The 23,855-nt window shown below is 63.0% G+C and carries 21 protein-coding genes and 1 pseudogene; 16 read left to right on the forward strand and 6 right to left on the reverse strand.

Annotated features, from left to right (window positions below; genetic code table 11):
* From L2I41_RS20680 to L2I41_RS20690, 3 genes are all read left to right on the forward strand, one after another.
* Positions 1 to 1,388: hypothetical protein (locus tag L2I41_RS20680; RefSeq protein WP_237155525.1), on the forward strand; the 1,388-nt coding region annotated here is incomplete at its 5' end.
* A 271-nt stretch (positions 1,389 to 1,659) separates the two neighbouring features.
* On the forward strand, positions 1,660 to 2,571 hold the full coding sequence (locus tag L2I41_RS20685) for a DUF4405 domain-containing protein (RefSeq protein ID WP_237155526.1): 912 nt from the start codon (positions 1,660 to 1,662) through the stop codon (positions 2,569 to 2,571).
* Between the two features lie 115 nt (positions 2,572 to 2,686).
* The gene (locus L2I41_RS20690) at positions 2,687 to 3,124 is read left to right on the forward strand and encodes a hypothetical protein (RefSeq protein ID WP_237155527.1); all 438 of its coding nucleotides are present in this window, start codon (positions 2,687 to 2,689) and stop codon (positions 3,122 to 3,124) included.
* A gap of 114 nt (positions 3,125 to 3,238) precedes the next feature.
* Here L2I41_RS20690 and L2I41_RS20695 read toward each other — a convergent pair.
* A pseudogene (locus tag L2I41_RS20695) lies at positions 3,239 to 3,391 on the reverse strand (D-arabinono-1,4-lactone oxidase); the annotation flags it as partial.
* A 207-nt stretch (positions 3,392 to 3,598) separates the two neighbouring features.
* On the opposite strand from L2I41_RS20695, the gene L2I41_RS20700 reads away from it, so the two are divergent.
* Positions 3,599 to 5,071 (forward strand): calcium-binding protein, encoded by a 1,473-nt coding sequence (locus L2I41_RS20700; protein WP_237155528.1) that lies wholly within the window; start codon positions 3,599 to 3,601, stop codon positions 5,069 to 5,071.
* Between the two features lie 57 nt (positions 5,072 to 5,128).
* Here L2I41_RS20700 and L2I41_RS20705 read toward each other — a convergent pair whose 3' ends face one another.
* Complete coding sequence (locus L2I41_RS20705) at positions 5,129 to 6,379, reverse strand: D-arabinono-1,4-lactone oxidase (protein ID WP_237155529.1); 1,251 nt, start codon at positions 6,377 to 6,379, stop codon at positions 5,129 to 5,131.
* Between the two features lie 261 nt (positions 6,380 to 6,640).
* Between L2I41_RS20705 and L2I41_RS21580 the strand changes: the two genes are divergently transcribed.
* Entirely contained in the window at positions 6,641 to 8,266 is a 1,626-nt protein-coding gene (locus L2I41_RS21580; protein ID WP_304610571.1) for a calcium-binding protein, read from the forward strand.
* A gap of 61 nt (positions 8,267 to 8,327) precedes the next feature.
* Positions 8,328 to 8,969: a YitT family protein gene (locus L2I41_RS20725; protein WP_237155530.1), complete on the forward strand. Its 642-nt coding sequence runs from the start codon at positions 8,328 to 8,330 to the stop codon at positions 8,967 to 8,969.
* 420 nt (positions 8,970 to 9,389) lie between these two features.
* Here L2I41_RS20725 and L2I41_RS20730 read toward each other — a convergent pair whose 3' ends face one another.
* Positions 9,390 to 10,616 carry an aminotransferase-like domain-containing protein gene (locus L2I41_RS20730; RefSeq protein ID WP_237155561.1) on the reverse strand — a complete coding sequence of 409 codons (1,227 nt, stop codon included), beginning with the start codon at positions 10,614 to 10,616 and terminating at the stop codon, positions 9,390 to 9,392.
* Between the two features lie 264 nt (positions 10,617 to 10,880).
* Between L2I41_RS20730 and L2I41_RS20735 the strand changes: the two genes are divergently transcribed.
* From L2I41_RS20735 to L2I41_RS20760, 6 genes are all read left to right on the forward strand, one after another.
* Entirely contained in the window at positions 10,881 to 11,504 is a 624-nt protein-coding gene (locus L2I41_RS20735; RefSeq protein WP_237155531.1) for a YitT family protein, read from the forward strand.
* A gap of 343 nt (positions 11,505 to 11,847) precedes the next feature.
* Positions 11,848 to 13,089, forward strand: coding sequence for a choice-of-anchor tandem repeat GloVer-containing protein (locus tag L2I41_RS20740; protein WP_476191111.1), 1,242 nt, complete (start codon positions 11,848 to 11,850; stop codon positions 13,087 to 13,089).
* Between the two features lie 522 nt (positions 13,090 to 13,611).
* Entirely contained in the window at positions 13,612 to 15,507 is a 1,896-nt protein-coding gene (locus L2I41_RS20745; protein WP_237155533.1) for a hypothetical protein, read from the forward strand.
* A 260-nt stretch (positions 15,508 to 15,767) separates the two neighbouring features.
* A complete protein-coding gene (locus L2I41_RS20750; protein ID WP_237155534.1) occupies positions 15,768 to 16,346 on the forward strand; it encodes a helix-turn-helix domain-containing protein in 579 nt (192 codons plus the stop codon).
* On the forward strand, positions 16,327 to 17,589 hold the full coding sequence (locus L2I41_RS20755) for a DNA-packaging protein (protein WP_444875211.1): 1,263 nt from the start codon (positions 16,327 to 16,329) through the stop codon (positions 17,587 to 17,589). Before L2I41_RS20750 ends, L2I41_RS20755 begins: the two co-directional genes overlap by 20 nt.
* A 386-nt stretch (positions 17,590 to 17,975) precedes the next feature.
* Positions 17,976 to 18,875 (forward strand): substrate-binding domain-containing protein, encoded by a 900-nt coding sequence (locus L2I41_RS20760; protein WP_237155535.1) that lies wholly within the window; start codon positions 17,976 to 17,978, stop codon positions 18,873 to 18,875.
* A gap of 54 nt (positions 18,876 to 18,929) precedes the next feature.
* On the opposite strand, the gene L2I41_RS20765 is transcribed toward L2I41_RS20760, so the two are convergent.
* The 3 genes from L2I41_RS20765 to L2I41_RS20775 form a co-directional block, all read right to left on the reverse strand.
* Positions 18,930 to 19,136 (reverse strand): TOBE domain-containing protein, encoded by a 207-nt coding sequence (locus L2I41_RS20765; protein WP_237155536.1) that lies wholly within the window; start codon positions 19,134 to 19,136, stop codon positions 18,930 to 18,932.
* Between the two features lie 277 nt (positions 19,137 to 19,413).
* Entirely contained in the window at positions 19,414 to 20,286 is an 873-nt protein-coding gene (locus L2I41_RS20770) for a GNAT family N-acetyltransferase (protein ID WP_237155537.1), read from the reverse strand.
* Positions 20,287 to 20,338: 52 nt separating this feature from the next.
* Positions 20,339 to 21,052, reverse strand: coding sequence for a helix-turn-helix transcriptional regulator (locus tag L2I41_RS20775; protein WP_237155538.1), 714 nt, complete (start codon positions 21,050 to 21,052; stop codon positions 20,339 to 20,341).
* Between the two features lie 128 nt (positions 21,053 to 21,180).
* Between L2I41_RS20775 and L2I41_RS20780 the strand changes: the two genes are divergently transcribed.
* From L2I41_RS20780 to L2I41_RS20795, 4 genes are all read left to right on the forward strand, one after another.
* Positions 21,181 to 22,401, forward strand: coding sequence for a phage portal protein (locus L2I41_RS20780; RefSeq protein ID WP_237155539.1), 1,221 nt, complete (start codon positions 21,181 to 21,183; stop codon positions 22,399 to 22,401).
* An 11-nt stretch (positions 22,402 to 22,412) separates the two neighbouring features.
* Positions 22,413 to 22,622, forward strand: a complete 210-nt coding sequence (locus L2I41_RS20785; protein ID WP_237155540.1) for a hypothetical protein — start codon at positions 22,413 to 22,415, stop codon at positions 22,620 to 22,622.
* Between the two features lie 193 nt (positions 22,623 to 22,815).
* Positions 22,816 to 23,058 (forward strand): hypothetical protein, encoded by a 243-nt coding sequence (locus L2I41_RS20790; RefSeq protein ID WP_237155541.1) that lies wholly within the window; start codon positions 22,816 to 22,818, stop codon positions 23,056 to 23,058.
* On the forward strand, positions 23,055 to 23,684 hold the full coding sequence (locus tag L2I41_RS20795; RefSeq protein WP_237155542.1) for an HK97 family phage prohead protease: 630 nt from the start codon (positions 23,055 to 23,057) through the stop codon (positions 23,682 to 23,684). The genes L2I41_RS20790 and L2I41_RS20795 overlap by 4 nt, the downstream gene beginning before the upstream one ends.
* Positions 23,685 to 23,855: the final 171 nt, after the last annotated feature.

Below are 23,855 nucleotides of genomic sequence, written 5' to 3' on the forward strand. Positions count from 1 at the left end.
GCGCCGCCGCCGCCAGCACCGCAGCCTCCCGCGCCGCCGCCGCTTCCAGCGCCAACGCCGCCATCGCTGCCGCCGCCACCGCCTCCCGCGCCGCGGTCGACGCCGCTGCTACTTCCCTCGCCGCCGCTGATATGTGGCAATCCATATCTCAGGATTGTTCCGCGCTTGTGATTGGGCAGGCGCTGCATGCGAATACTCTTTGGCCGAACGACGCCCCTAGATGGGCACAGGAGGCGATCGACGGCATGAACGATGTCCTGCTTGCCGACGGGGCTCATTGGGAGGTGTTCGTCAATTGGTACAGGGATCGACTGGAGGGAGATGCTGCTGCAGCAAGGCGGGGGCGTCCGGCGATCAGAGAGATGGACATCGAGATCGCGACGATTCCGGATGAGGTCTGGAAGGCGGGGCCGGAGCGGGTTTTGGGGCTGATCAAAGAGATACAAGACAAGTATTGGGGGAAATCACAAAGTAATACGCATATCGAGATTCCGGCTCCTCGCCCAGCCGCGATAGAGCCAGAATGGCTTGAAGGACAGTTGGTGCTGCCGGCAAAGCCGGTGCCGTCGGACTTGTCCAAGACCTCTCTGGATTCTGCATTGATAGCACTGAAGCAGGAGCTTCAGGATCTGGTTGGAGATGCGCGGCAGGTCCACAACATCGATCAGCGATCCATCGACTTTCTTGAAAGGCTAACCCAGCGCCTGCCTCTCTCCGCTCCCACCGAAGTGGAGTTGTTTCGCATTGCTCACACGGAACAGAAACTGCAGGGCTATGTGACGACCGTCAATGACGAGTGGCCAGGTTTTCTGGCGGTGAGCTATGCCAGCACGTTGTTGGCATTCGACCGGACATTGAGACAGTTTCCCGCTTGGCGCAGCTTCTTGCGCAATGCTGCCGACGCCCGCCTTTCCAATGAAGAAGTCGCAGCGGCACCGCAAGTTGCCATAGAGTTTGCCGAGGCTTTGCGTGTACCGGAAATCGCTACTGTTGTTGACCAAGCGATCCCTGAAGCGCTCAACAGTCTGGCCGCTTTGGCTCAGCGAGAGGATTGGCAGGCCACCATTGACGTTGGAGCTCAGGACCTCGCTGCAGATCTCATTGAGAGTGTGTCCAATATCCTGAAAAATCTGGCGATCCCGGTGCTGGGATATTGCAAAGGCAAGGTCGTTGCTGCCGCGGATTGGGCCAAGGAACTCAAGGTGGGTGACAGGGCCAGGAACAGCCTTGGCAAAGCCCTTCAGGATGAAGCCGACAACTTTGGTCCGAACCTGATCAAGCTCCTAAAGAAGATGGGAAAATGGGGGCCAGCGATCGCTGGAGCCTACCATTTTGGAGCTTTGGATTGGTTCTGGAAGTTATTGGAGCTTTTGGAGCGCTATGCATAGGTAGGTAGATTTAGGGGGAGGTGCTCATTTTGGTGTGCTTTACAGACAAAATCTTATGCTATGTCGAAATGTAGCGGTGTTATTTGGGGAATTTTGCTATTTACTGTAATAATACCAAAGTATTTCCCCTTATCCTTCTCCCTCCTTTGTATCCAACTGTATCTCCCTGTCATCTCTTCTTACATATTAGAGATTACTGAAATATCCAAATCGGCAGATAGTCCTCTGTGAAGACCGGGCGGGGCTCGGTGGGGTTTCTCAGGAGGATGAAATGTCGGATTTGGGGCATGGGCCGCAGGGGTTCAATTGGCGGGCTTACACGTCGATGATGACCACCGGCGGGTTTGTGGTGATGAGCGTCACGGGCGTGATGCTGTTCACCATTCCGGAGGGGCGGGTGGCCAACTGGGTGGATTGGTCGATGGTCGGCCTCACCAAGGGGCAGTGGGGCGACATACATCTGACGTCCAGCCTGTTCTTCATCGTGATCGGCCTGTTGCACCTATGGTACAACTGGCGCCAGTTCATGGCCTATCTGCGCAGCCGCTTCCAGCAGCGCGTCAAGATCCGGCCCGAGGGACCGGCGGCGGCGGCCTTCATGGCGGTCCTGGTGGCCTGCACGCTCTATGAAGTGCCGCCCTTCACCTATGTTCTCGACCTCAGCAGCGCCATCAAGGCGTCCTGGTCGGTCGATCCGGCGATGGAACCGCCCTTCGGTCATGCCGAAGAGGTGACGCTGAAGACGCTGGCGCTGCGCACCGCCACCACGCCGGCCGAGATCATCGGTGCCCTGCGCGATGCTGGCTGGACGGTGGTGGGCGAGCAGCAGACGGTGCGCCAGGTTGCCGATGCCAACTCGACCTCGCCGGCCGAACTGTGGGTCGACGTGCAGACCGCCATTCCCGCAGTGCGCCCGGAAGCCATTGATGCAACGGCTGCATGGACTCCTGAAGCCGTCGAGGCCCGCTTCGAGGGCATGGGCTATGGCGGCAAATATGTCAGCGAGGCGGCCAAGGATCTCGGCCTTCCGGAAGAGACCGTGCTCGGCAAGCTCGCCGCTGTCGATCCGTCGGCCAGTGCATCGGACAAGCTCAAGGATGTGGCCGAGCGGGCCAAGACCACACCGACCGAGCTCTTGAAGCTCATCCTGGTCAAGGACTATCAGCTGCCCAAGGCCGAGTGATCCACCACCCCTTGCACGGTTTGGCAATGGCATCGGCTCCCACCGGTGCCATTCGCCGCTTGGGGCGCGAATCGGCTAAGACTGGGGCACTATCAACGTGGCCGCGAGGTCAGCCATGTCGCTCGTTCTTCTTTTGCATATCCTGTTCGCCGGCCTGTGGATCGGCTGTGTGATGACCGAAGTCCTGTTCGAGCGAACGCTGTCCGGACAGGGGTGGGCGGCTGACAAGTTGTTGGCCCGCCTGCATTATCGCGTTGACCTTGCCGTCGAGATGCCAGCCGCCCTTGGGGTGGGCGTCACCGGCAGCCTGATGGCGGCACGGATCGTCCACTGGGACATGGCGCTTGCCACCATGGCCACGGCAGGTCTGCTGGCCATCGCCGCCAACATCCTGTGTCTCGTCCACGTGCGTCGCCGCCACCTGGCTGCACTCGACGGAGATCGCAAGGCCCATTCCGCCGCCGACATCCGTCAGCATCGCGTTGGAACGCTGGTGGTTCTGGCGCTGCTCGTCGCCATTGGCGCGGCTGTCAGCGGCACGCAAATCCTGTGAAGACCGAGTCCATGTCGGTCCAGGCGGAGTCATCTTGAGTCAGGCACACTCATCGGCAGCCTTTGGGGGCCATGGGTCAGCATGGCCGTTCAAAGACCACCCTTCGCCTTGTGCTCACCCGAACAACGCCCTCAGATGATCGTTGAGGAACACGCCCCTAGGATCGAGCCGGTCGCGGATGGCGCAGAAGTCGTGGTAGCGGGGATAGAGGCGGGGCAGGTCTTCGCGCTCGTTGAAATGCAGCTTGCCCCAGTGCGGGCGGGCGTTGGTGGTCGAGCGTAGTCGCAACTCGTTTCTTGAGACCCGTACAACTAAGCAGTCTGCGCCGGATGACGAAACGGGATCGCTCCAAGGCGGCAGCCCAACCCCGACGTGTTGCGCCCGGGCTCGATAGGTTTCTAGTGTGTAACTTCTTGGACATATTGACAATTCAAGATTGTAAAAATACAAATCATCATTGTCTTGAGGTGCAATTTGAAGCTGTTTCCCTTCCATCTTGCCATGTTTGTCCTGTTCGCCTTCAATGCTAGCGCAGAGTGCAGGTATGGAATAAGCCTTCCAATGATTGTCGGCGACTGCGAAGTTATTGATGGAAAGCGGGTTTATCGAGCGCAAGAGGATCATCTGGTCGGAACGAACTCACGCGAGGATCTCGATGGGGGCACGTTGAATGACCGCATCGAAGGGCTTGGTGGAAACGACCAGTTGTTCGGGGGAAGTGGCGACGACATTTTGTCCGGCGGGGCGGGTTCCGATGACCTTGATGGCGGGGAGGGCAATGACGTGTTGATTGCGGGGCCTCCGGGAAGTGGTGTCGTCGATGGGCGGTTCATTGGAGATATGCTGTATCCGGGGCCTGGCGATGATCGACTGACCGGTTCATCCGGCGACGACAGTCTCAATTTGAGCGCGAGTTTCAAGGCAAGCGGCTCGGATATCGGTCACGCAGGGGCAGGCAATGATGAGGTTCGGGACGGCACCAAGGCGGACACCATCTGGCTTGATGCTGGCGATGACCGAGTTTTGGACCAGCCGGCGGGGCTGCCGGATCATTGGTATGGAGGGGCGGGCTTTGATGAGTTCTATTTCACGGGAAGTCCTGTTGCGGTTGATCTGACTGCAAATCCCCCCGTGGGGCCAAATGGTGACATCATCAAGGGTTTCGAAAGGTTTGTGCTCACTCCATTCAGCGATACGTTCACGGTGAGCTATGATGTGTCGGATACGACGCGAGATTTCGGGGCACCTCTGCATTCGCTAGAGATTTTAACCTATGACACGCCAAAAGATGACACTGTCCTCGACCACATCGTGGTCAAGGATGGCACGGGATCCAGGCAAGGCGGCGGTGCGTTGATCATTCTGCCGATCGGGCCCGTCGACGTCACTACCGGATCGCGCTCCGACAGTATTATTTTTGGCCAAGGTACTGTCCACGCGGGTGCGGGTGCAGACTTTGTCTCCATTGTTGGTTTCTCTGACGCCACAGTGTTTGGTGAAGCAGGGGACGACGAGATTGATGGTGGGCTTGGCAAAGCCACTATTATTGGCGGTCAAGGTGCTGACGCAATAAACTGCGGTTCAATAGATAACGAGACTGACAATGGGGCAGTTGATATTGTGCGCTATGAGAATGCGAGTGAGTCAACCGTCAAGAAGACCGACGTCATTTCTCACTTCAATCCTAAACAGGACAAGATTGATCTGAGCCAGCTGGACGCCGATGCTATTCATGGTGGCAGGCAACCCTTCAAACTGGTGTCCAAATTTACAGGAAAACCTGGTCAGTTGCTGGTGAAGTTGAACAAGCTATCCAGTTTGCAGTCGTCCATCCTGCTGAAGGGCGATATCAATGGTGACCGGCGGGTGGACTTCCTCGTCTCGATTTCCAACGCCAAAGGCAGCTTTCTGCAGGTGCCGCCTTCTGAGTTCATAGTCCTCAAGTGACGCTCGCGACGTGGGCGACTTGGGGCCGCGTCAGGGCGGTCCCCACATTCCGGCGCCTCACCCGAACAGCGCCCTCAGATGATCGTTGAGGAACACGCCCCTGGGGTCCAGGCGGTCGCGGATGGCGCAGAAGTCGTGGTAGCGGGGATAGAGGCGGGGCAGGTCTTCGCGCTCGTTGAAATGCAGCTTGCCCCAGTGCGGGCGGGCGTCGTAGCGGCGCAGGATGGTGTCGCAGTCGGTGAGGAACTCCCAATAGTCGATGCCGGGGCCGCCGGAGACGGAGATCATCACGCTGGGGCGCTTGTAGAAGGGACTCAGCATGGCGTCGTCGCCGGCGATGAAGCGGTATTCCACCGGGTAGATGCAGTTGGTGTGCTTGCTGAGGATCAGCGCGCGGATCTCGCGCAGGGCGGCGACGCCAGCTTCGACGGGGACGGCATATTCGAACTCGTGGAAGTTCGGCACATAGGTGATCGGATAGATCTCCGATGAATAGGCGGCACGCTCGAAGGTTGCCTCGTTCTCGAAGGGCGCCTCGTCGGTGATGTTCATCACCTTCATCTCGCAGCAGTCGTAATCCTTGTCCGTGGTGGACACGGCGGACAGGTCCGGCAGGCAATAGAGATGGCGGGATTCCGGCGTCGGGCACCAGAAGAAGCCGAAGTGGCGGTTCTCGGCGGCGAGCTCGTCATGTTTGGCCATGGCGGTCTCGAAATCGTCGCGCCAGAGTTTTTCCTTGAGATTGTAGGCCTCCATCACCGAAATGGTGACCTCGGAGATGACGCCGAGCATGCCGATGGAGACGCGGGCGGCGTTGACCATGTCGAGGTCGGTCGTATCGTTGAAGGCGAGCACGGAGCCATCCGGCTGCACGATGCGAAAGCCGACGGCCGAGGAGGCGAGGTTGCCGAGGGTGAGGCCGGTGCCGTGGGTGCCAGTGGTCATGGCGCCGACGATGGCCTGGCTGTCGATGTCGCCCTGATTGCGCAGCGACAGGCCGAGCGCCTTCAGCTCCCGACCGATCTGGTTGATGCGGGTGCCGGCCTTGACGGTGACGCGTTTGGCCTCCTGGTTGACGGAAACGACGCCGTTGAGCTTTTCGAGGCTGAGCTGAAGACCGTTGATCGCCACCACGGGCGTGAAGGAATGGCCCGAGCCGGCGACGCGTACACCCATGCCCTGGCTGGTGGCGAGCGCGACGAGTTCGCAGAGTTCAGCCTCGCTCTCCGGAACATTGCGATGGCGCGCCACGAAGGATTGATTGCCGACCCAGTTGCGCCAATTGCCACCCTTGCCAAGCGAAGCCATCGACCGATCCCCCACAAAAAGTCAAATAAGCAAATGTCCGGGGGCAGCATGCCATGCGCCTGTGGGCATGGCGATAACATTCTTGAGGCAGTCCCGGTCAATCGGCAGGCGAGTCCATGCGGGTTCATGAGGAGTCAGATTGATTCATTCTGCCGCATATTCCCGCACCCGGTGTCACAGGGGATCGGGAAAATCAGCTTCCGGGTGCAAGACAGACACATTTCGCTGTGGCAATATGTGATTATATTGCGGAGGTTTTCCATGAAATCACTTTGTCTTCTGGCAACAACTGCGCTCATGGCTTCGGGACAGCTTGCCTTTGCGGGGCAATGCGAGACCAAGCATTCCAGCTATTCCGACATTGTCGGCGATTGCTACACCACATCCGGCGGCAAGCAGGTATTGGGCAATCGGGCCGACACGTTGATCGGCAATCCCGGCGAAGACCACATCTGGGGTTACAAGCTCAACGACGACATCCGCGCCGGCGGCGGTAACGATCAGGCCTGGGGCGGACCGGGCAACGACACGATCATCGGTGAAGGCGGGCGCGACGTCATCGACGGAGAAGACGGCAACGACAGCCTCGACGGCGGCAGCGACAACGACGATCTCTATGGCGGCAAGGGTAATGATACCTTGCACGGTCGCGAAGGTGCCGATGAACTCTACGGCGCCGACGGGGACGACACCCTGTTCGGCGATCTGCCCGAGGCTGCTGCCGGGTTTGGCGGTGTTCACGAGGGCGACACCTTCCATCCCGGCAATGGCGTCGACACCATGACCGGTACCTCAGGTTACGACGATTTCCAGCTGGACGCCGACACCAAGGCCGGCAGCAACACGCTGCATGCCGGCGGCGGGACGGACGTCGCCAAAGGAGGGCTGAAAGCGGATTATGCCTGGATGGAAGGCGGCAACGATACCGTGGAGGACAACAACAATGGCGCCGCCGACCGCTGGAATGGCGGCCTCGGGTCCGACAGTATCAGCTATTACCACTCGGCCACCGGCGTGACCATCGATCTCACCAAGGGCAAGCATCAGGGGCCGGGCGGCGACACCATCACCGGCTTCGAACAGTTCGTGTTGAGCCAGCAGTCCGACAGCCTGCGCGTCGACTATGAGGACGCCGACACGGCTTCAACGAAGGTCGGCAGCGCACCGAACTATCTGTTGATCATCACCGGTACTGCCACATCCTCTAAGAAGGGTGACTTCATCGAGGTGAAGGGCCCGGCAAAGGGGGCCAAGCTGCCCAAGGCGAGCAAAGGCGCTCTCATCGCCGCAACCGACGGAAATGACACGGTATTCGGCGGGGATCTGACCGACGATATCCTGTTGATGGAGGGCGATGACACCGGCGTCGGCGGCGGTGGCGACGACTTGATCCAAGGCGGTGACGGCGACGACACCTTGCGCGGGGAAGCCGGCAAGGACACCCTGTTCGGGGCCACCGGCGCCGACACTTTAGTGGGTGGTGACGGCGGCGACATGATCGATTGCGGCCTGAAGGGCGTCACTTCCGGCGGCAAACCCATCCATGACGACGCGGCCGATACCGTCGTCTTCAACAAGGTTTCGGACTCGATGCCCTCCAAGCCGGACATCATCACGTCCTTCCATCCGGCCAAGGATCGCATCGATCTGTCGCGGGTCGACGCTAACAGTAAGGTGGCGGGCGTTCAGCATTTCAAGATCGTCAACGCCTTCACCGGAGCCGCCGGCGAACTGATGGTGACCTATGACCCAAGCTCGCCTGAACAGCCGTTGTTCACCCTGATGGGTAACACGGCGGGAACCGGTGTCGATTTCATGGTCATGATCGGCTTCCTGCCCGGCAACTGGGGTGCCACAAAGCCGGCGAGCTTCATCATCCTGAAGTGACGATCCGGCAAGCTCCGGCTTGTGCGGCGCTCGGAAAGTGCATAGAGCGTTGGCGCCGCACATGATTTCCAAAAGGCCGGACCCGATGACCGACGACAGCCTGCTCGACCCCGCCCGCCATGGCTTCCTGGAGGATGCCATGGCCATCATCACCGGCACGCTGCTCTGTGCCCTCGGCGTCGAGTTTTTCCGTCATGCCCACCTGGGCACCGGCGGCACGGCGGGCCTTGCCTTTCTGGTGCACTATGTCTCCGGCTACCCGATCGGCAACGTGCTTTTCGTGCTGAACCTGCCCTTTTACGTCTTCGCCTGGCTCGCCATGGGCCGGGAGTTCACCCTCAAGACCTTCGCCGCCGTGGCGCTGTTTGCCGGCGAAGGCCTTGTCATGCCACATGTTTTCGCAATCAACCTCGCTGTCCCCCTGTTCGCGACGATTGTCGGCGGCATTCTCGTCGGCGTCGGTCTGCTGATCCTGCTTCGCCACAAGGCAAGTCTCGGCGGTATCGGCGTGCTCGCCGCCTTCGTGCAGCAGAAGCTCGGCTGGCGGGCCGGCAAGTTCCAGATGGCCTGCGACCTCCTGATCGTCGCCGCCGCCTTCCTGGTTCTGAGCTGGCAGGACGTAGCCCTGTCGGTGCTCGGCGCGGTGGTGCTGAACCTCATCCTTGCCGTCAATCATAAACCCGGCCGCTACAACGGGTATTAAATCCGTGAAAATGGGCGGGAATTGGTGTCTGCTTCAGCTTGCCCAGGCTCGTGGACCTCAAAGTCCATTCCGCTTCGGGGCTTCGTCAGACACCATTTTCGCCGCGTTTTGACGGATTTAAGGGGCAGTATGTTGTGTTGGCTTGGAGGCTTGGGCGATCAGCGTAAGCAGCTGAATTAATGTGGGTTACCCCTCTCTCCTACTCTCCCCCACAAGGGGGGAGAGGGCGCCGATCGGTTCCTTGCAGAACCTGCAGAGGCTTGCTGTCTCGCTTCATATCCCAATCTTGGAAGGTTCTGGCCGAACCACATTCCCGGCCCTCTCCCCCTTGTGGGGGAGAGTTGGAGAGAGGGGTAAACGACAGAAAAATCAAAGGTTTTGGCTGCTGAGTTGGCGCCATCGCCAAGGATCGCGCTCCCTCTACACCCCGGCCATCTCCCCTTCGATCAGCCGTCCCAACCGCGCAATCCCCTCGTCGATCATCTCGTCCGAGGCGCAGGAGTAGGAGAGGCGGAGGGTGTTGGCGCCTGAGCCGTCGGCGTGGAAGGCGCGGCCTGGGACGAAGGCAACGCGTTGGCTTTGCAGGGATTTTGCCAGGAGATCGGCGCCGTCCATGCCCTCGGGCAGCGTGACCCAGACGAACATGCCGCCCTCCGGTCGGGTCCATTGCACCCCCTTGGGCATGTGCCGGTCGAGGGCGGCGAGCATGCGGTCGCGGCGGTGGCGATAGGCGGCGCGGATGGTGTCCACCTGGGCGTCGAACAGGCGGGTGGCCACCTTGGCCATCACCGCCTGATTGATGGTGGAGGTGTGCAGATCCGCCGCCTGCTTGGCCAGAACCAGCTTGCGGATCAAGTCCTTGCCGGCCACGATCCAGCCAAGGCGCAAGCCCGGCGACAATGTCTTGGAAAAGGAACCGCAGTAGACAGTGCGCACGGCGTCAATGTCGCCGTTATGTCGCTGAAGGTCCAAGGCGAGGATAGAGGGCACGTTATCCCCGTCGAAACGCAGCGCCTGATAGGCCGCATCCTCGATGACGGGGATATCGAGCGCCTCGGTGAGATCGAGGATCGCCTCGCGGTCGGCCCGCGACAGGGTCTCGCCGGTGGGGTTGGAGAAGTCGGGAACGCAATAGGCGAACTTCACCCGGCCCCCGGTCGCCGCGGCCTTGTCGCGATAGCTCTCCACCTCGCGGTTGGACCGCGGGTCGAGCCGGTCATAGGCGGGCTCATAGGCATTGAAGGCACCGAGCGCACCCATATAGGCGGGGAAGGTGACGAGCGCGGTGTCGCCGGGGCTCAGGAACAGCTTGCCGAGATAGTCGAGGCCCTGCTGCGAGCCGGAGACGATGAACACGTTGTTAGCACTGCAGGTGACACCCAGCCGGGCCATATGGCCGACCAGCCAGTCGCGCAAGGGGCGGTAGCCTTCCGACACCGAGTATTGCAAGGCCGGCACCGCATCGGGACCGGACAGGACTTCCGCATAGGCAGCACCAAAGGCCTCGGCCGGGAACAGGCGCGCATCGGGGATGCCGCCGGCAAAGGAGATGATGTCCGGCTGGTCGAGCAGCTTCAGCAGTTCGCGGATCTCCGACGCCTTCATCCGGCCGGCGCGGGTGGCGAAAACCTGATCCCAGTTCATGATGGTCCAACTCCCTCCAGATTCAAAAGTCTGAGCAGCCGTTTTTCGATCGGGTTGTTTCAACCTGCTTGGTGGGTGCTCTTGCCGTGGCGAGCCTCAACCCGCCACCGTCGGCGCTGCCGATCTCGGTGCGTCGCTGAAGCCAGCAAATCACGTGGGGAAATTTATGTCAACAATATTGACCTATTTGTGAACCTGGCCTAAAAGCTGCAGTGTCGGGACCTGTATCCATCCTCCTGTCGCTGTTCGTGCTTGCCGAGGTACCCAATGACCACTGATGCCGATGCCAAGGAAACGCTCGCCCGCCATCGCCCTTGGGAAGACGCGCTGGCCATCCTGATGGGGACGCTCTATGCGGCAGTCGGCATCGAGTTCTTCCGCCAGTCGCATCTGGCCACCGGCGGCACGGCGGGTGTTGCCTTCCTGATCCACTATGCCAGCGGCTTCGGCGTCGGCCCGGTGCTCTTCGTGCTGAACCTGCCCTTCTATGCCTTCGGCTGGATCACGCTCGGGCGCGAGTTCACCATCAAGAGCTTCATCGCCGTCGGCCTGCTTTCGCTCGAAAGCGTGCTGATGCCGCATTTCCTGCGCATCGACTTCATCGACCCGCTGTTTGCGGCGGTGGCAGGTGGCTTCCTGGTGGGCATCGGTCTGTTGTCGCTGATCCGCCACAAGGCCAGCCTCGGCGGCATCGGCATCCTCGGCGCCTTCGTTCAGGAGAAGCTCGGCTGGCGCGCCGGCAAGTTCCAGATGGCCGTCGACAGCCTGATCACCGCCGCTGCCTTCTTCGTGCTGAACCTGCACGACATGGCCCTGTCGGTCGCCGGCGCCGTGGTGCTGAACCTGGTGATGGCAGTGAACCACAAGCCGGGCCGGTATAACGGCTATTGACCGGGGGAGAGCGGCGATCGGCTTGTCAGAGCCGCCTTTCAATCAGAGAGGGTAACCCGGAGCGCCGCCGCTATCGCGTCTCCGATCTCCTTGTGAAGCTCTGTGCGAAAATGCCGCAGACCGACGGCACTCCGGTATGCTTAAGCATTGTAAATCAGAACTAGCACCATTGATTTTGTTCTATACCTTGCGCTAAAGGAGTCTAGTGCAGGGGATGCCGCCGAGCGTAGTGCAACTCGGACGAAAGCAACGTACTGACGGCGACAAGGCTTCGCTTCTTCATGTGAAGAAGTCATATATTTCTGCCTGCGTGACGTTTTAAAATAGAACTTTGGAGATTGTCTTGCTTAAATTTGCCAAAATACTGTTTTCTGTTTCCGCAATCGCAGCGGCCTTTGACGCAAGCGCAGCAACCCACACGGTGATCTACAGTTTCCAGCCGGGCGCTGGCGGATACTGGCCCAATGGCGGCGTGATCGCGGACAAGGCCGGCGCGCTCTACGGCACCACCACACTTGGCGGCAGCGCGGGCAAGGGCGTCGTCTACAAGCTGACGCCACCGGCCACCAGCGGCGGCGCCTGGGTGGAGACCGTCCTCTATTCCTTCAACGGAACCAGTGACGGCGCCGGTCCGCAGTCCGGGCTGACCTGGGATGCGAAAGGCAATCTCTACGGGACCACGCAGGGCGGCGGCAGCAGCGGGCTCGGTACGGTGTTCAAGCTGGCACCGCCAAAGTCGGGCACCGGCGCCTGGACGCTGACGGTGCTCTACGCCTTCAAGGGCAATATGGACGGCGCCGCTCCGAACGCCGGCGTCGTCTTCGACAAGGCCGGCGCGCTCTATGGCACCACCTATTACGGCGGCGGCCCGAGCGATGGCGGCATGGCCTACAAGCTGACACCGCCGGCTCCGGGCAAGACCAACTGGACCGAGACCGTGCTGACGTCGTTCATGAAGACGCCGGACGGTGCAGCCCCCAATGGGGGCCTGCTGGTGGCTGCGAGTGGCAAGGTGTTCGGCACCACGGCCTTCGGCGGCACCAATAGCCAGGGCACCGTGTTTCAGCTGACTCCGCCTGCCGCCGGCAAGACGGCCTGGAAGAAGACCATCCTCTATAACTTCAAGGTCAGCCCCGATGGCGTATCGCCCTATTGCGATCTGGTGGCCGACGCCAAGGGGGCGCTCTATGGCACGACCACGGGCGGCGGCAATCCCGGTTCGGCCATCCCCGGCCAGGGCACCGTCTTCAAGCTGACCCCGCCGGCGGCTGGCAAGACGGCCTGGACCGAAAAGGTGATCTACAACTTCAAGGGTGGCAAGGACGGGGCGGGCCCCTTCGCCGGTCTGACCTTCAACGCCGCGGGCGCCCTGATCGGCTCCACTACGAAGACCGTCTTCAGGCTGACCCCGCCGGCGACGGCGAGCGGCAAATGGACGGAGACCATGTCGGTCTATCTGCCCACCCAGGCAGGTAGCATCATCGCCGTGGGCGATCCGATCGTCGGTGCTGGCGGCGTGATCTATGGAACGACCACCTACGGCGGCGCGTCGGGTTTAGGGACGGTCTACAAGGTGAAGCCGTGATCCATTGGGACGGGCGCCTGAGGTGCCTGTCCCTTGCTTCAGCTGGAACGAGCATCTTTCTGCACAAGGGGCTATGTGGGCAGATGCGTCGATGGCTGCCCGGACATCCGGGCGCTGTGGGCCTTTTCCTGCACCCACAGGTCGAGGACACGCGCTGTCGTCTTGCGAGCGGTACAGAGCACGAGGCGCAGCGGTAAAGCAACCTTGGTGACATCAGCTTCTTCGGGGCTCGCGTAAAGTGGGAACTCCACTGGCCCGCCGGCACGTTCCGGTTGGCCGCCAACAGCCTGATCATCGCGGTTGTCTTTTTCGTACCAGACCTGAGCGACGTGGCCCTGTCAGCCGGGCGCATGGTTCGGTCTCGGGCGTTGAGGTTAGGGTATTTACTTAAATTTTTTTCGTGTCACTATTTACCAATGTTACCAATGTGACTGCTGAAGGCCGGGGGGACCTGTAGCAGTGATTTTGCGCTTCGGTGGAGTCCACGCGCAGCGCGTTGTTTGTTTCAGGGGGACATTGACGATGAAAAGACTGATTGCCTTGGCAATCGGCATCGCAGTGATGCTGATTTCCACACTGGCCGCCGAAGCTGGTCGCATCAAGTTTCTGGACGGGACCTATTGTTACTATGTAAGTCCTTATTTCGGAAAGAATATCATCGGAACTTACTCGCTGTATAAAAATGGCGTTTCAGTGCAGGGCCCCTTTGATCTGGGGCGCTTCGGTGAGTATGGCAATGCCCCGTCCCGACCGGGCATCACCACGCCCACAGCCCCTGGCACCTATGAGGTGCGGGTGACCTGCGGCTCGACCATCTACAAGATTCCGGTGGGCAACCAGTTCAGCTTGCCGAGCGTTGACCTGTTCATGGACAACCGGAGCCCGCGCTTCAAGCTGTTGCAGGTGGAGTATCCGATCATCCTCGGGGGCGGTTACCAGAAAGTGGTGCGCGTCCCCCCCGGTTCGACGGTGCATATTCGCGCACGCTACAGCGACCCAGGCGGCGCGCTGGTACCCAAGGAGACGGTGAAGTCGCCTTTCGGCACCATCTCGCAGGTGTCGATAACGCAGATCGACAGCACGGTCTGGGAACTCATCTTCGATTGGAAGTTGCCGGCCGACAAGGGGTGGTACGACGCCTATGTCCTGATCGACGACCGCAGGGGCGGATATGTCGAAGGCGGGGTCAACATCAATGCCGCCGACGGGCCCGTGCAAACCCCGGTTGCGTCCACACCGGCAGCCGCCTTGCCCTCGGCAAAGGCCGGCCAGCTCGACCAGTTCCTCACTTTCTGGTCGACACGCGGCAGTGACTATCCCGACACCGGCGCCGATACGGCCGAAACGTCCTGTGCCTATTACAAGGCCTTGGGCTTTGCCACCGGCTGCAATGGCAAGGTGATGACCGGCGAGATCACCTTTGCCCAGTGGAAGAAGAGCTGGGGATTTACCGCGCTTGGCATGCTGGGATCGGACGCCGACGCCGGGAAGGTTGTCGTGCCGAGCACGACGGTTTCGGCAACCTATGTCAACCTGGCTGACCTTGGTCTCGAGCGCGCCATGCATGCCACCTCGACCTCCAAGGGCAAGGCATTCTATGTCTGCAACCATCCCTATTCCGATCCGTTGCGCGGCGAAGATCCGCTGTTGAACCGGGCCATTAACGGCGATCTTCTGGTGGCCTGCGTCGCCATGGAATATTCGGCGACCACGGGCATCAACAGCGGCAAGAAGTTCACCAAGTTCCTGGTGTTCGCGCCGAATGGCCGCCTGGTACGGCAGGCCAATCTCGACGGCCGCGGAAGCAAGTACATCCCGGGCAATTGTGTCGTCTGCCACGGCGCGTCGCCCAACTACACGCACTACGGCGATCCTGCCACGGCTCCGACGCCGGCACTGGGGGCCAAGTTCCTGCCGTTCGATCTCGGCAATTTCGCCTTTGCCGACCGGGACGGCTATCGCAAGGCGGACCTGCAGGACGAGTTCCGCAAGCTGAACGACTATGTACGCCAGACGACCAAAGCGGGGGACCCGATCCGTGAGCTTGTCGACGGGTGGTACCCGACGAGCACCAGCAACTTCACGGGCGGATTCGTTCCGCCAGGCTGGGCCGGCAACACGAGCCTGTACAATCGTGTGGTCAAGCCGGCGTGCCGCACCTGCCATATCGCCATGCCAGCCAGCTTCAATACCCTGGCGCAGTTTGACACCTACGCATCCTTCATCAAGACACACGTCTGCGGCAATACCGGCAATTACGAGAAGTCTCGTTACTCCATGCCCAATGCACGCGTCACCTTCGACCGCTTCTGGACGAGCACGGGCGGGGTGTCGGGTGTCGACCAGCCCGCAACGCTCCGGGACTATCTGAGGACCAAGCTGGGCGACAGCAGCCTCAAGTGCGATCCGCCCAAGTGATGTGACACGCGGGTACGGCGGCCAACCGGTTGTCGCCGTACTCGACAAGTGGCCTGCAGCCGGTCCTGGCTAAGGCAGGTAGCCTGAACTTGCAATATTTTACACAACCGGGGATAACATTTCTTGAAATACACACTTGACAGCGTAACGCTGGCGAGCTAGTGTTTTGGCATGATCTCACAGTTGTAAGCGGCGCGCCGGAAGGTTCGCCGCTTTTTTGTTGCCGTGCCGGCCGGAGGGTTGGCGGCGGGGAGTTTGGCATGGACGGGATGCAGCCGGATTTGCTGGGCGAGGAAGCCCTGACGGTCGCCACCGAGGCGGGCGGCGGCTCTGCGGGCCGTCCGCCGCTGCGCAGGAAGGTCGTGCCGTGGGACGCAGTGCGGATCGCCTATGAACAGACGCAGGAGCCAGTGGTTGATATCGCGCTTCGCTTCGGCGTGACGCGGCAGACGGTCGAGCGCCATGCGGCCACCGGCGGCTGGACGGCGCGGCGGCCGGTGATGGCTTCTGCAGCACGGCTGACGACGCTGAAGGAACGGGCCAGCGAGCCCGACATGGCGGCGCTGTCGCTTTCGATGAAACGGATCCTGGCGGTGATGGTCAGCCGCCTGGAGGGGCGCATTCTGGGCGCGGGGGACGAGGTCGACGAGCGGGACGTCAAAGCGCTGACAGCGCTGGCGGCGGCCCATTCCAAGGTGACCGAACTCGACCGCAACCCAAGGAGCGCCCGTGACAAGCAACCAGGAAACCCTGCCGCCGGATTGGCTCGATCGGTTCTCGCAGCTCTGGAAGCGACTGTCGACGGACGAGCGCCGGGCCTTGCTGGCGAGGCTGAGTGACGCCGAACGCGAGTTCATCGGCACGCATTGGCCGCTGTTTGCCCGACCCGATCAGCTGCCGCCGCCCGGCGACTGGACTGTGTGGCTGGTGATGGGCGGACGCGGTGCCGGCAAGACGCGCACCGGCGCCGAATGGGTGCGCGCCTGCGTGCTCGGCCTGCCGCATGCCGGCGGTCCGGTTGCCGGGCGCATCGCGCTGGTGGGCGAGACGCTGCATGACGTGCGCGAGGTGATGATCGAGGGCGTGTCGGGGCTGATCGGTGTTCATGCCGAGGCGGAACGGCCGCGCTGGTCGCCGTCGCTGCGCCGTCTGGAATGGAGCAACGGCGCCTTGGCGCAGGCCTTCTCGTCGGAGGATCCCGACGCCCTGCGCGGCCCGCAGTTCGACGCGGCCTGGGCCGACGAGGTGGCCAAATGGAAACATGCCGACGCCACTTTCGACATGCTGCAATTCGGCCTGCGCCTCGGGACCCGTCCGCGCCAGGTGGTGACGACGACGCCGCGTGCCGTGCCGCTGATGCGCAGGTTGATCAAGGCGCCGGATACGGTGGTGACGCACTCGCGCACGATCGACAACGCCGGTTTCCTCGCCAAGGGCTTCCTGAGCGCCGTGGTTCGGCAATATGAGGGCACCCGGCTCGGCCGGCAGGAGCTGGACGGCGAGCTGATCGAGGAACGCGCCGACGCGCTGTGGAGCCGGGCGCAGCTGGAGGCGATCCGCATCACCGGCCGCCCGGCCATGACGCGCATCGTGGTGGCCATCGACCCGCCGGCGAGCTCCAACCGCACGTCGGACGCCTGCGGCCTGATCGCCGCCGGCCTCGACGGCGAGGGACGGGCGATCGTGCTGGAAGACGCGACCGTGCGCGGCGTGCGCCCGGAAATCTGGGCGGCGCGCGCCGTGGCGCTCTATCACGCCCTGAGCGCCGACCGGCTGGTGGCCGAGGTGAATCAGGGCGGCGACATGGTGTCGTCAGTCATCGCCCAGGTGGATGCCCGCGTTCCCGTGGCCGTGGTGCGGGCGACGCGCGGCAAATGGGTCCGCGCCGAGCCGGTGGCCGCGCTCTATGCGCAGGGCCGCGTGCGCCACGCCGGCCATTTCGCCGACCTCGAGGATGAAATGTGCGACTTCGGCCTCGACGGCCTCTCCGGCGGTCGCTCGCCCGATCGGCTGGACGCGCTGGTGTGGGCGATTACGGCGCTGATGCTGACCGGCGCCGAACCGAAGGTGAGAAATCTGTGAAGGCGGGCTGCAAAGCGCGCCGACCTCGGCTTCCGGTGCTCATGGACCTTCAAGTCCATTCCGCTCCGGTTCCTCGGCCGGCACCCTTTTCGCCGCGTCTTGACAGATTTCTGCGGCGCGCGGTGAAGGCGGGCTGCAAAGCGCGCCGACCTCGGCTTCCGGTGCTCCTGGACCTGCAAGTCCATTCCGCTCCGGTTCCTCGGTCGGCACCCTTTTCGCCGCGCCTTGACAGATTTCTGCGTCGGGTGGGGTCTGTAGTGATACGCAAGAGTACCTATTCGCGATCGCGGGAGGATTTCCCATAGCGTTCCTGCGATTTCATGTGAAAGACTGCAAAAATTCCGCGAATGGGAATCCCTTCCGGAAATCATGCAAGATTGGCTGCCATGTCGGATTTCCTCACCACCCGTGAAATCGCCGACCTCCTGCGCGTCAAGGAGCGCAAGGTCTATGACCTCGTCGCCAAGGGCGAGATTCCGGTGCGACGGGTGACGGGCAAGCTGCTGTTTGCCCGGGCGGAAATCGAGAACTGGATGGCGGGCGGCAAGGGCGCGGCGGCGCAAATGCCGACGGTGAGCCTGACCGCGCGCCAACCGGCGGCGGTGCGGCCGTCCATCTGCGTCGGCGGCCACGATCCGCTGCTGGAATGGGCGCTGCGCGAAAGCCGTTCGGGCATCGCCGCCTTTCTTGACGGCGCGCTCGATGGCATCGAGCGGGCGGCGGCCGGCGAGTGTATCGCGGCGGGGCTGCATATCCCCGAGGCCGACGACTGGAACGTCGGCATGGTCGCGGAACTGTTCGGCGGCGAGCCCTGGGTGCTCCTGGAATGGGCCAAGCGCAAGCGCGGCCTGTTGATCCGCCGTGGTCTCGGGGCCAGCCCCCGCAATCTCCGCCAGGTGCGTGGACTGCGCTTCCAGAGCCGCCAGCCGAGCGCCGGTTCGGAACTGGTGCTGACCCAGCTGCTGGACGCAGAGGGCATGACACGGGATGACCTGACGTTGGTATCGAGTGTCGAGCGATCGGAAAGCGATCTCGGCCTGGCCATCGCCACCGGGCGGGCGGAAGTGGGCCTCGGCATCGAGGCGGCCGCGCGTCAGTTCGGGCTCGACTTCGTGCCGCTGGTGGAAGAGCGCTTCGATCTGATGATCTGGCGGCAGGCCTTTTTCGAGCCGCCGATGCAGCGCCTCATGGCCTTCTGCCGCAGCGAGGCCTTCGCCGAACGCGCGCGCGACCTCGGCGGTTACGACGTGTCGGGCTTCGGCACGGTGCATTTCAACGGCGCGTGAAAAACCCGCCGCGACGTGGGTGCGCGGCGGGCTGAAAGCGTCCGGTCGATCCGATCAATCGATGGCGACGAGCACGTCCGAGGCCTTGACGACGGCCTTGGCCTTGTCGCCGACCTTGAGGCCGAGATCATCGACGGCTTCGTTGGTGATCGAGGCAGTGACCGTGGTGCCGGCGACGTCGAGAACCACGTGAGCGGTGGTGGCTCCCTTGGTGATCTTGACCACGGTGCCGGCGAGAACGTTGCGAGCGGAGATCTTCATGGGGCAGTTCCTTGCGCTGGCGGATGCGCTCCGCGAGGGCGACCGGCCGGGAGGTGCGGCGGCGAGGGGATGATCTACCAGCCTTGCCCCTCCGGCAACTGGCGAAGCCCTGCTAGATTTCGCAAGGCGGGAACGAAGCGCAGGACTTCGCAAGGTCGCGGGAAAAGAAACAGGATGGCAATCCTGGGGCGACGTCCGCGCGCGAAGGTCCGGGCATCGGGCGACTACCGCTGCGCATCTGACGATGACCACAGGTGCTGCGTGCTGCCAAATGATGTCAGGAGTTCGGCGTGGCGCCGAAGGACCAATGGGTCTGGACGATGCGCCAGCCGTTCCCATCGCGGCGGTAGACCTCGGTGCAGTTCCAGCGCATCTCGTCGCCCTCGCTGCCGGCCCGGGACACGAAGCGGAAGCTGAGGATCGCGGTATCGCCGATCTCGGTGACGGCGGGTTCGATCATCTCGTGCACCAGCGCGAAGATCTTGCCGCGCAGGCTCTCGTAATAGGCGGTGAGCTTGTCGAGGCCGTCGAGGCGCGTGGGCAGGAAGGGATCGAAATAGCGCACATCGGGTGCGGAGATTTCCAGAAAGCCGGACGGGTCGCCCGCGCACCATCGGTCAAGGGCGGCGCGCTCAAGGGCGATGACGGGATGCGCCGACGCAGGGGTGGGCTTCGACGCCGCCGTGCCGATGGTCTTGGCCATGTTGATGCCGGTGACGGCAAAGCCGCAGGACTCGTAGACATGGCGGGCGCGATGATTGTTGGCCGCGACACGCAGACGGATCTGGTGCAGGCCTTCGGAGGCGAGACGCGTCTCGAGCGCCGCCAGGGCAGCCTTGGCCAGCCCTCTGCCTTGCCAGGCGGGGCGGACGTGGAAATCGAGAATGAAGGCCGAGCCGGCCTCGACATTCGGACGGTACCACAGATAGCCGACGGGGGCGTCGACCTCAGCAATGGCGAGGCAGGACAGGACATGGCCGGCGGTCACAGGGCCGTCCGGCAGGTCGTTCGCCACCTCGCGGCGCGCCTGCTCGACGGCCTGATCGAGGGGCAGGCGATAGTTGGCGGCCATCTCGGCGGCATAGTCGGGGATGAAGTAATCGAGATAGGCGGCAAACTCGCTGTCGAGCATCGGGCGCAAGGCGATCATGGGCGTGTCCTTTGGAGCGACCGGAGCAAGGCGCAGCGGTGGGATGCCCGCCTCAGTTCGGCAGCGGGCGGAAACCGGTATCGGGAGCGTTGGGTTCGAGCTCGCGCCATTCCTTCATCAGCACGCGGCGGCGGCGCGGGTAGCGCTGGCCAAGGTCGACGGCCTGCGCCATGCGATCGATGCGGAAGTGACGGAAGTCCTGCCTGAGTTCGCACCAGGCGGTGAGCACCCGCGCCCGCTCGAAGAAGGCGACGGCGATCGGCCAGACGGTGCGCGTGGTGGCAATGCCCTTTTCGTTGACATAGGCAAAGGTGAGCCGCGTCTCGTTGCGGATGGCGGTGCGGATCATCGCGAGATCCACCTGATCCTCGGGCGCGCGCCAGGGCGGGGCGACGATGAGGCCGGTGGTCTCCATACGGTCGGCCAGATCGCGCGGCAGCACGGCGGCAATCTTGGCCAGCGCGTTCTCCGCCGCCGAGGCCAGACGATCGTCGGCCCGCGTGGCGGCGAGGCGGGCGCCGAACACCAGCGCCTCGATCTCGTCTTCGGTGAACATCAGCGGCGGCAGCATGAAGCCGGGCTTCAGCACATAGCCAACGCCGGCCTCGCCTTCGATCGGCGCGCCTTGGCCGACCAGAGCCTGGATGTCGCGATAGAGCGTGCGCAGCGACACGCCGAGCTCATCGGCAAGCTCGGCGCCCGCCACCGGGCGACGACGCCGGCGCAAGGCCTGGACCAGGGTGAGAAGACGCTCGGCACGGGACATGGAAACCGCCGGAAGGATCGCGGGAGACTCAAGTGATGGCGCGCGATCATGCCAGTCCTTGGCGCGCGCGTCCACAAGATTGATCTCGTTTTGTTCTGTATCCACCTGTTAATGCAAGGGAGTGTGCCATGGCGATGAGCTGGCGACAACGGCTCGGCCTGAAACCCAGACCGGCGCCGGCCGAGACCAAGACCGCGCGTCCGAGCGCCACGCTGGCCTTCACCGGCGCGGGACGTCCGGTGTGGTCGTCGAGCGACTATGCCGAGCTGGCGCGCAGCGGCTACATGCGCAACCCCTTCGTCCATCGGGCGGTGCGCATGGTGGCCGAGGGCGTCGGGCGCGTGCCCTGGATGCTGCGTCAAGGTGTTCAGGATCTTGATCACCATCCGCTGCTCGACCTGATGGCGCGGCCCAATCCGCGCGAGGGGTTTGCCACCTTCGTCGAGGCGGTGGCGAGCCACCTGATGGTGGCGGGCAACGCCTATGTGGAGCTGACCGAGATCGACGGGCGTCCGCTCGAGCTGAACATCCTCAGACCCGATCGCCTGCGCGTCGTGCCCGGTCGCGACGGCTGGCCGGAGGCCTATGACTATACGGTGGATGGACGGACGGTGCGGCTGCCGGCGACCGCCGAGCGAGGCCCGGCGCCGCTCATGCACATGCGCAGCTTCCATCCGCTCAACGATCATTATGGCCTGCCGCCCATCGAGGCGGCGCTGGTGAGCCTCGACGTGCACAATGCCGCGGCCGGCTGGAACAAGGCCCTGCTGGACAACTCCGCCCGGCCCTCCGGCGCGCTCGTCTATTCGGGTCCCAACGGCCTCAGTGACGACCAGTTCGAGCGGCTGAAGCGCGAGCTGGAAGAGGGCTATCAGGGCGCCGACAATGCCGGCCGCCCCCTGGTGCTCGAAGGCGGGCTCGACTGGAAGAACATGTCGCTGACCCCGCGCGACATGGACTTCATCGAGGCGCGCAACATGGCGTCGCGCGAAATCGCACTCGCATTTGGTGTGCCGCCCATGCTGCTGGGCATTCCAGGCGATGCAACCTATGCGAACTATCAGGAAGCCAATCGGGTGCTGTGGCGCCAGACGATCATCCCGCTGGCCCAGCGCATCGCCGATGCCTTCGGCGGCTGGCTGGCCCCGACCTACGGAAAGAGCCTCAGCATCGAGCTCGACCTCGACCAGGTGCCGGCGCTGCAGGGCGAACGCGATGTGCTGTGGGAGCGGGTGGGGCGCGCGAGCTTCCTGACCGACGACGAGAAGCGCGCCGCGGTGGGCTACGGGCCGGGCGACGGGGCAGCGGAACCGGTGACGAAGGCCGCGGTCATCCCCCGATCCAACTGAGGCGCTCGGCCATGGACGTGACGAAAATCTTCGCCGAACGCGGCGATCTTGCGCACCTCGCCCTGTTCCTCTGGGCCACGGGCGCGAGCTCTCTGCTCGTCTTCACGTTGCGGGAACTGGTGGCGCAGACCCGCCGCTTCGACGCTTTCGTCGCGGAAATCGCCCACTTGAATCGCCGTCTCAACGCCGAAGCCGACGCTTCAGCAACCCTGCCCAAGTGATTCATCCGACTCACGAATCCGGCCGCTGTTGAATCACTTTAACAGCGAGCGGATTCAAAACGTTAAGCGATTTTAACCGTTGAAGCTGAATCAGATTGTCAGCCCGTTGGCATGGGATGCCAAGGCGCAGACTCAACCTGCGAACGCCTTGGCGCTGCGATGAAGCGCGGCGCTGAACCATCTGAATTTGTGCATGAACGAATTGAATCCCCGTCTCCGCATCATCGACAAGGAGCGCCAAATGCAGATGCAGACTCGCCTTTTCCGGCCGTTGATTCAGCGGCTGAGCGGCGCGCCCATTTCCCCCGGTTTCGACCCTTCGGACGTTTTCCGCGAGTTTCGCGAACAGGTGGAAAAGCGCATCCGCAAGCCGTCCTCGCCCCAGCCGCGGCTGCGCCTGCCCGGTGACGGGCGCCGGCTGGGAGGCGTGCAATGAGGGCCGCCTCCGTTACCCGAGGTGGGGCGGTGGCCCAGATCGGGCCGGACGGTGACCTCACCTTCAGTGGCTACGCCAGCCTGTTCAACGTTGCCGATCTCTCCGGCGACATGCTGCTGCCGGGCGCCTTCCGCCGCTCGATCGGCCGGCGCGGCGCCCTCGGCATCAAGATGCTCTACCAGCATGATCCCACGATCATCCTCGGCCAATGGTTGCAGATCGAGGAGGACGCGAAGGGTTTGAAGGTCACCGGCCAGTTTGCATCTGGAGTTGCAAAGGCGGTGGAGGTGATGAGCCTGGTTCAGGCCGGAATTCTCGATGGTCTCTCCATCGGCTTCCGCACGGTGAGTGCCCGCACCGACGCCAAGAGCGGCATCCGCCGCGTGGCCGAGGTGGACCTCTGGGAGGTGTCGATCGTCACCTTCCCCATGCTGCCGGGCGCTCGCATCACGGCCTCCGGCGGCGAGGCCAAGGGGCAGTCCCTGACCGAAAGCTTCAGCAAGGCCGCAAGGCATCTGCGGGCCGAGGCAGGCCGCGGTGACGCCCGGGACGGTGCGCGGGGGCGGGTTCCGATGGGGCGCCTGGCCGTCGCGAGCCGAGGCTGGACGCCCCACCTTTCGCCCTGAGCGAGGGGGACAGTTCCCCCTCGAGGACGCTGTCACCAGCAGTTGGCGCGACCGCTCCTGCCGACGGCCTGCCAGGTCATCGGCAGCGCGCCGATCCATTTCGCACGCCCTTGGCGCGTGCATCCGTTCGGGTCGCCGACGGCCCGCCACACCGGTTCCGATGACCGGAAC

It is taken from the genome of Oryzibacter oryziterrae (assembly GCF_021864535.1).
In the GTDB taxonomy this organism is placed as follows: domain Bacteria; phylum Pseudomonadota; class Alphaproteobacteria; order Rhizobiales; family Pleomorphomonadaceae; genus Pleomorphomonas; species Pleomorphomonas oryziterrae.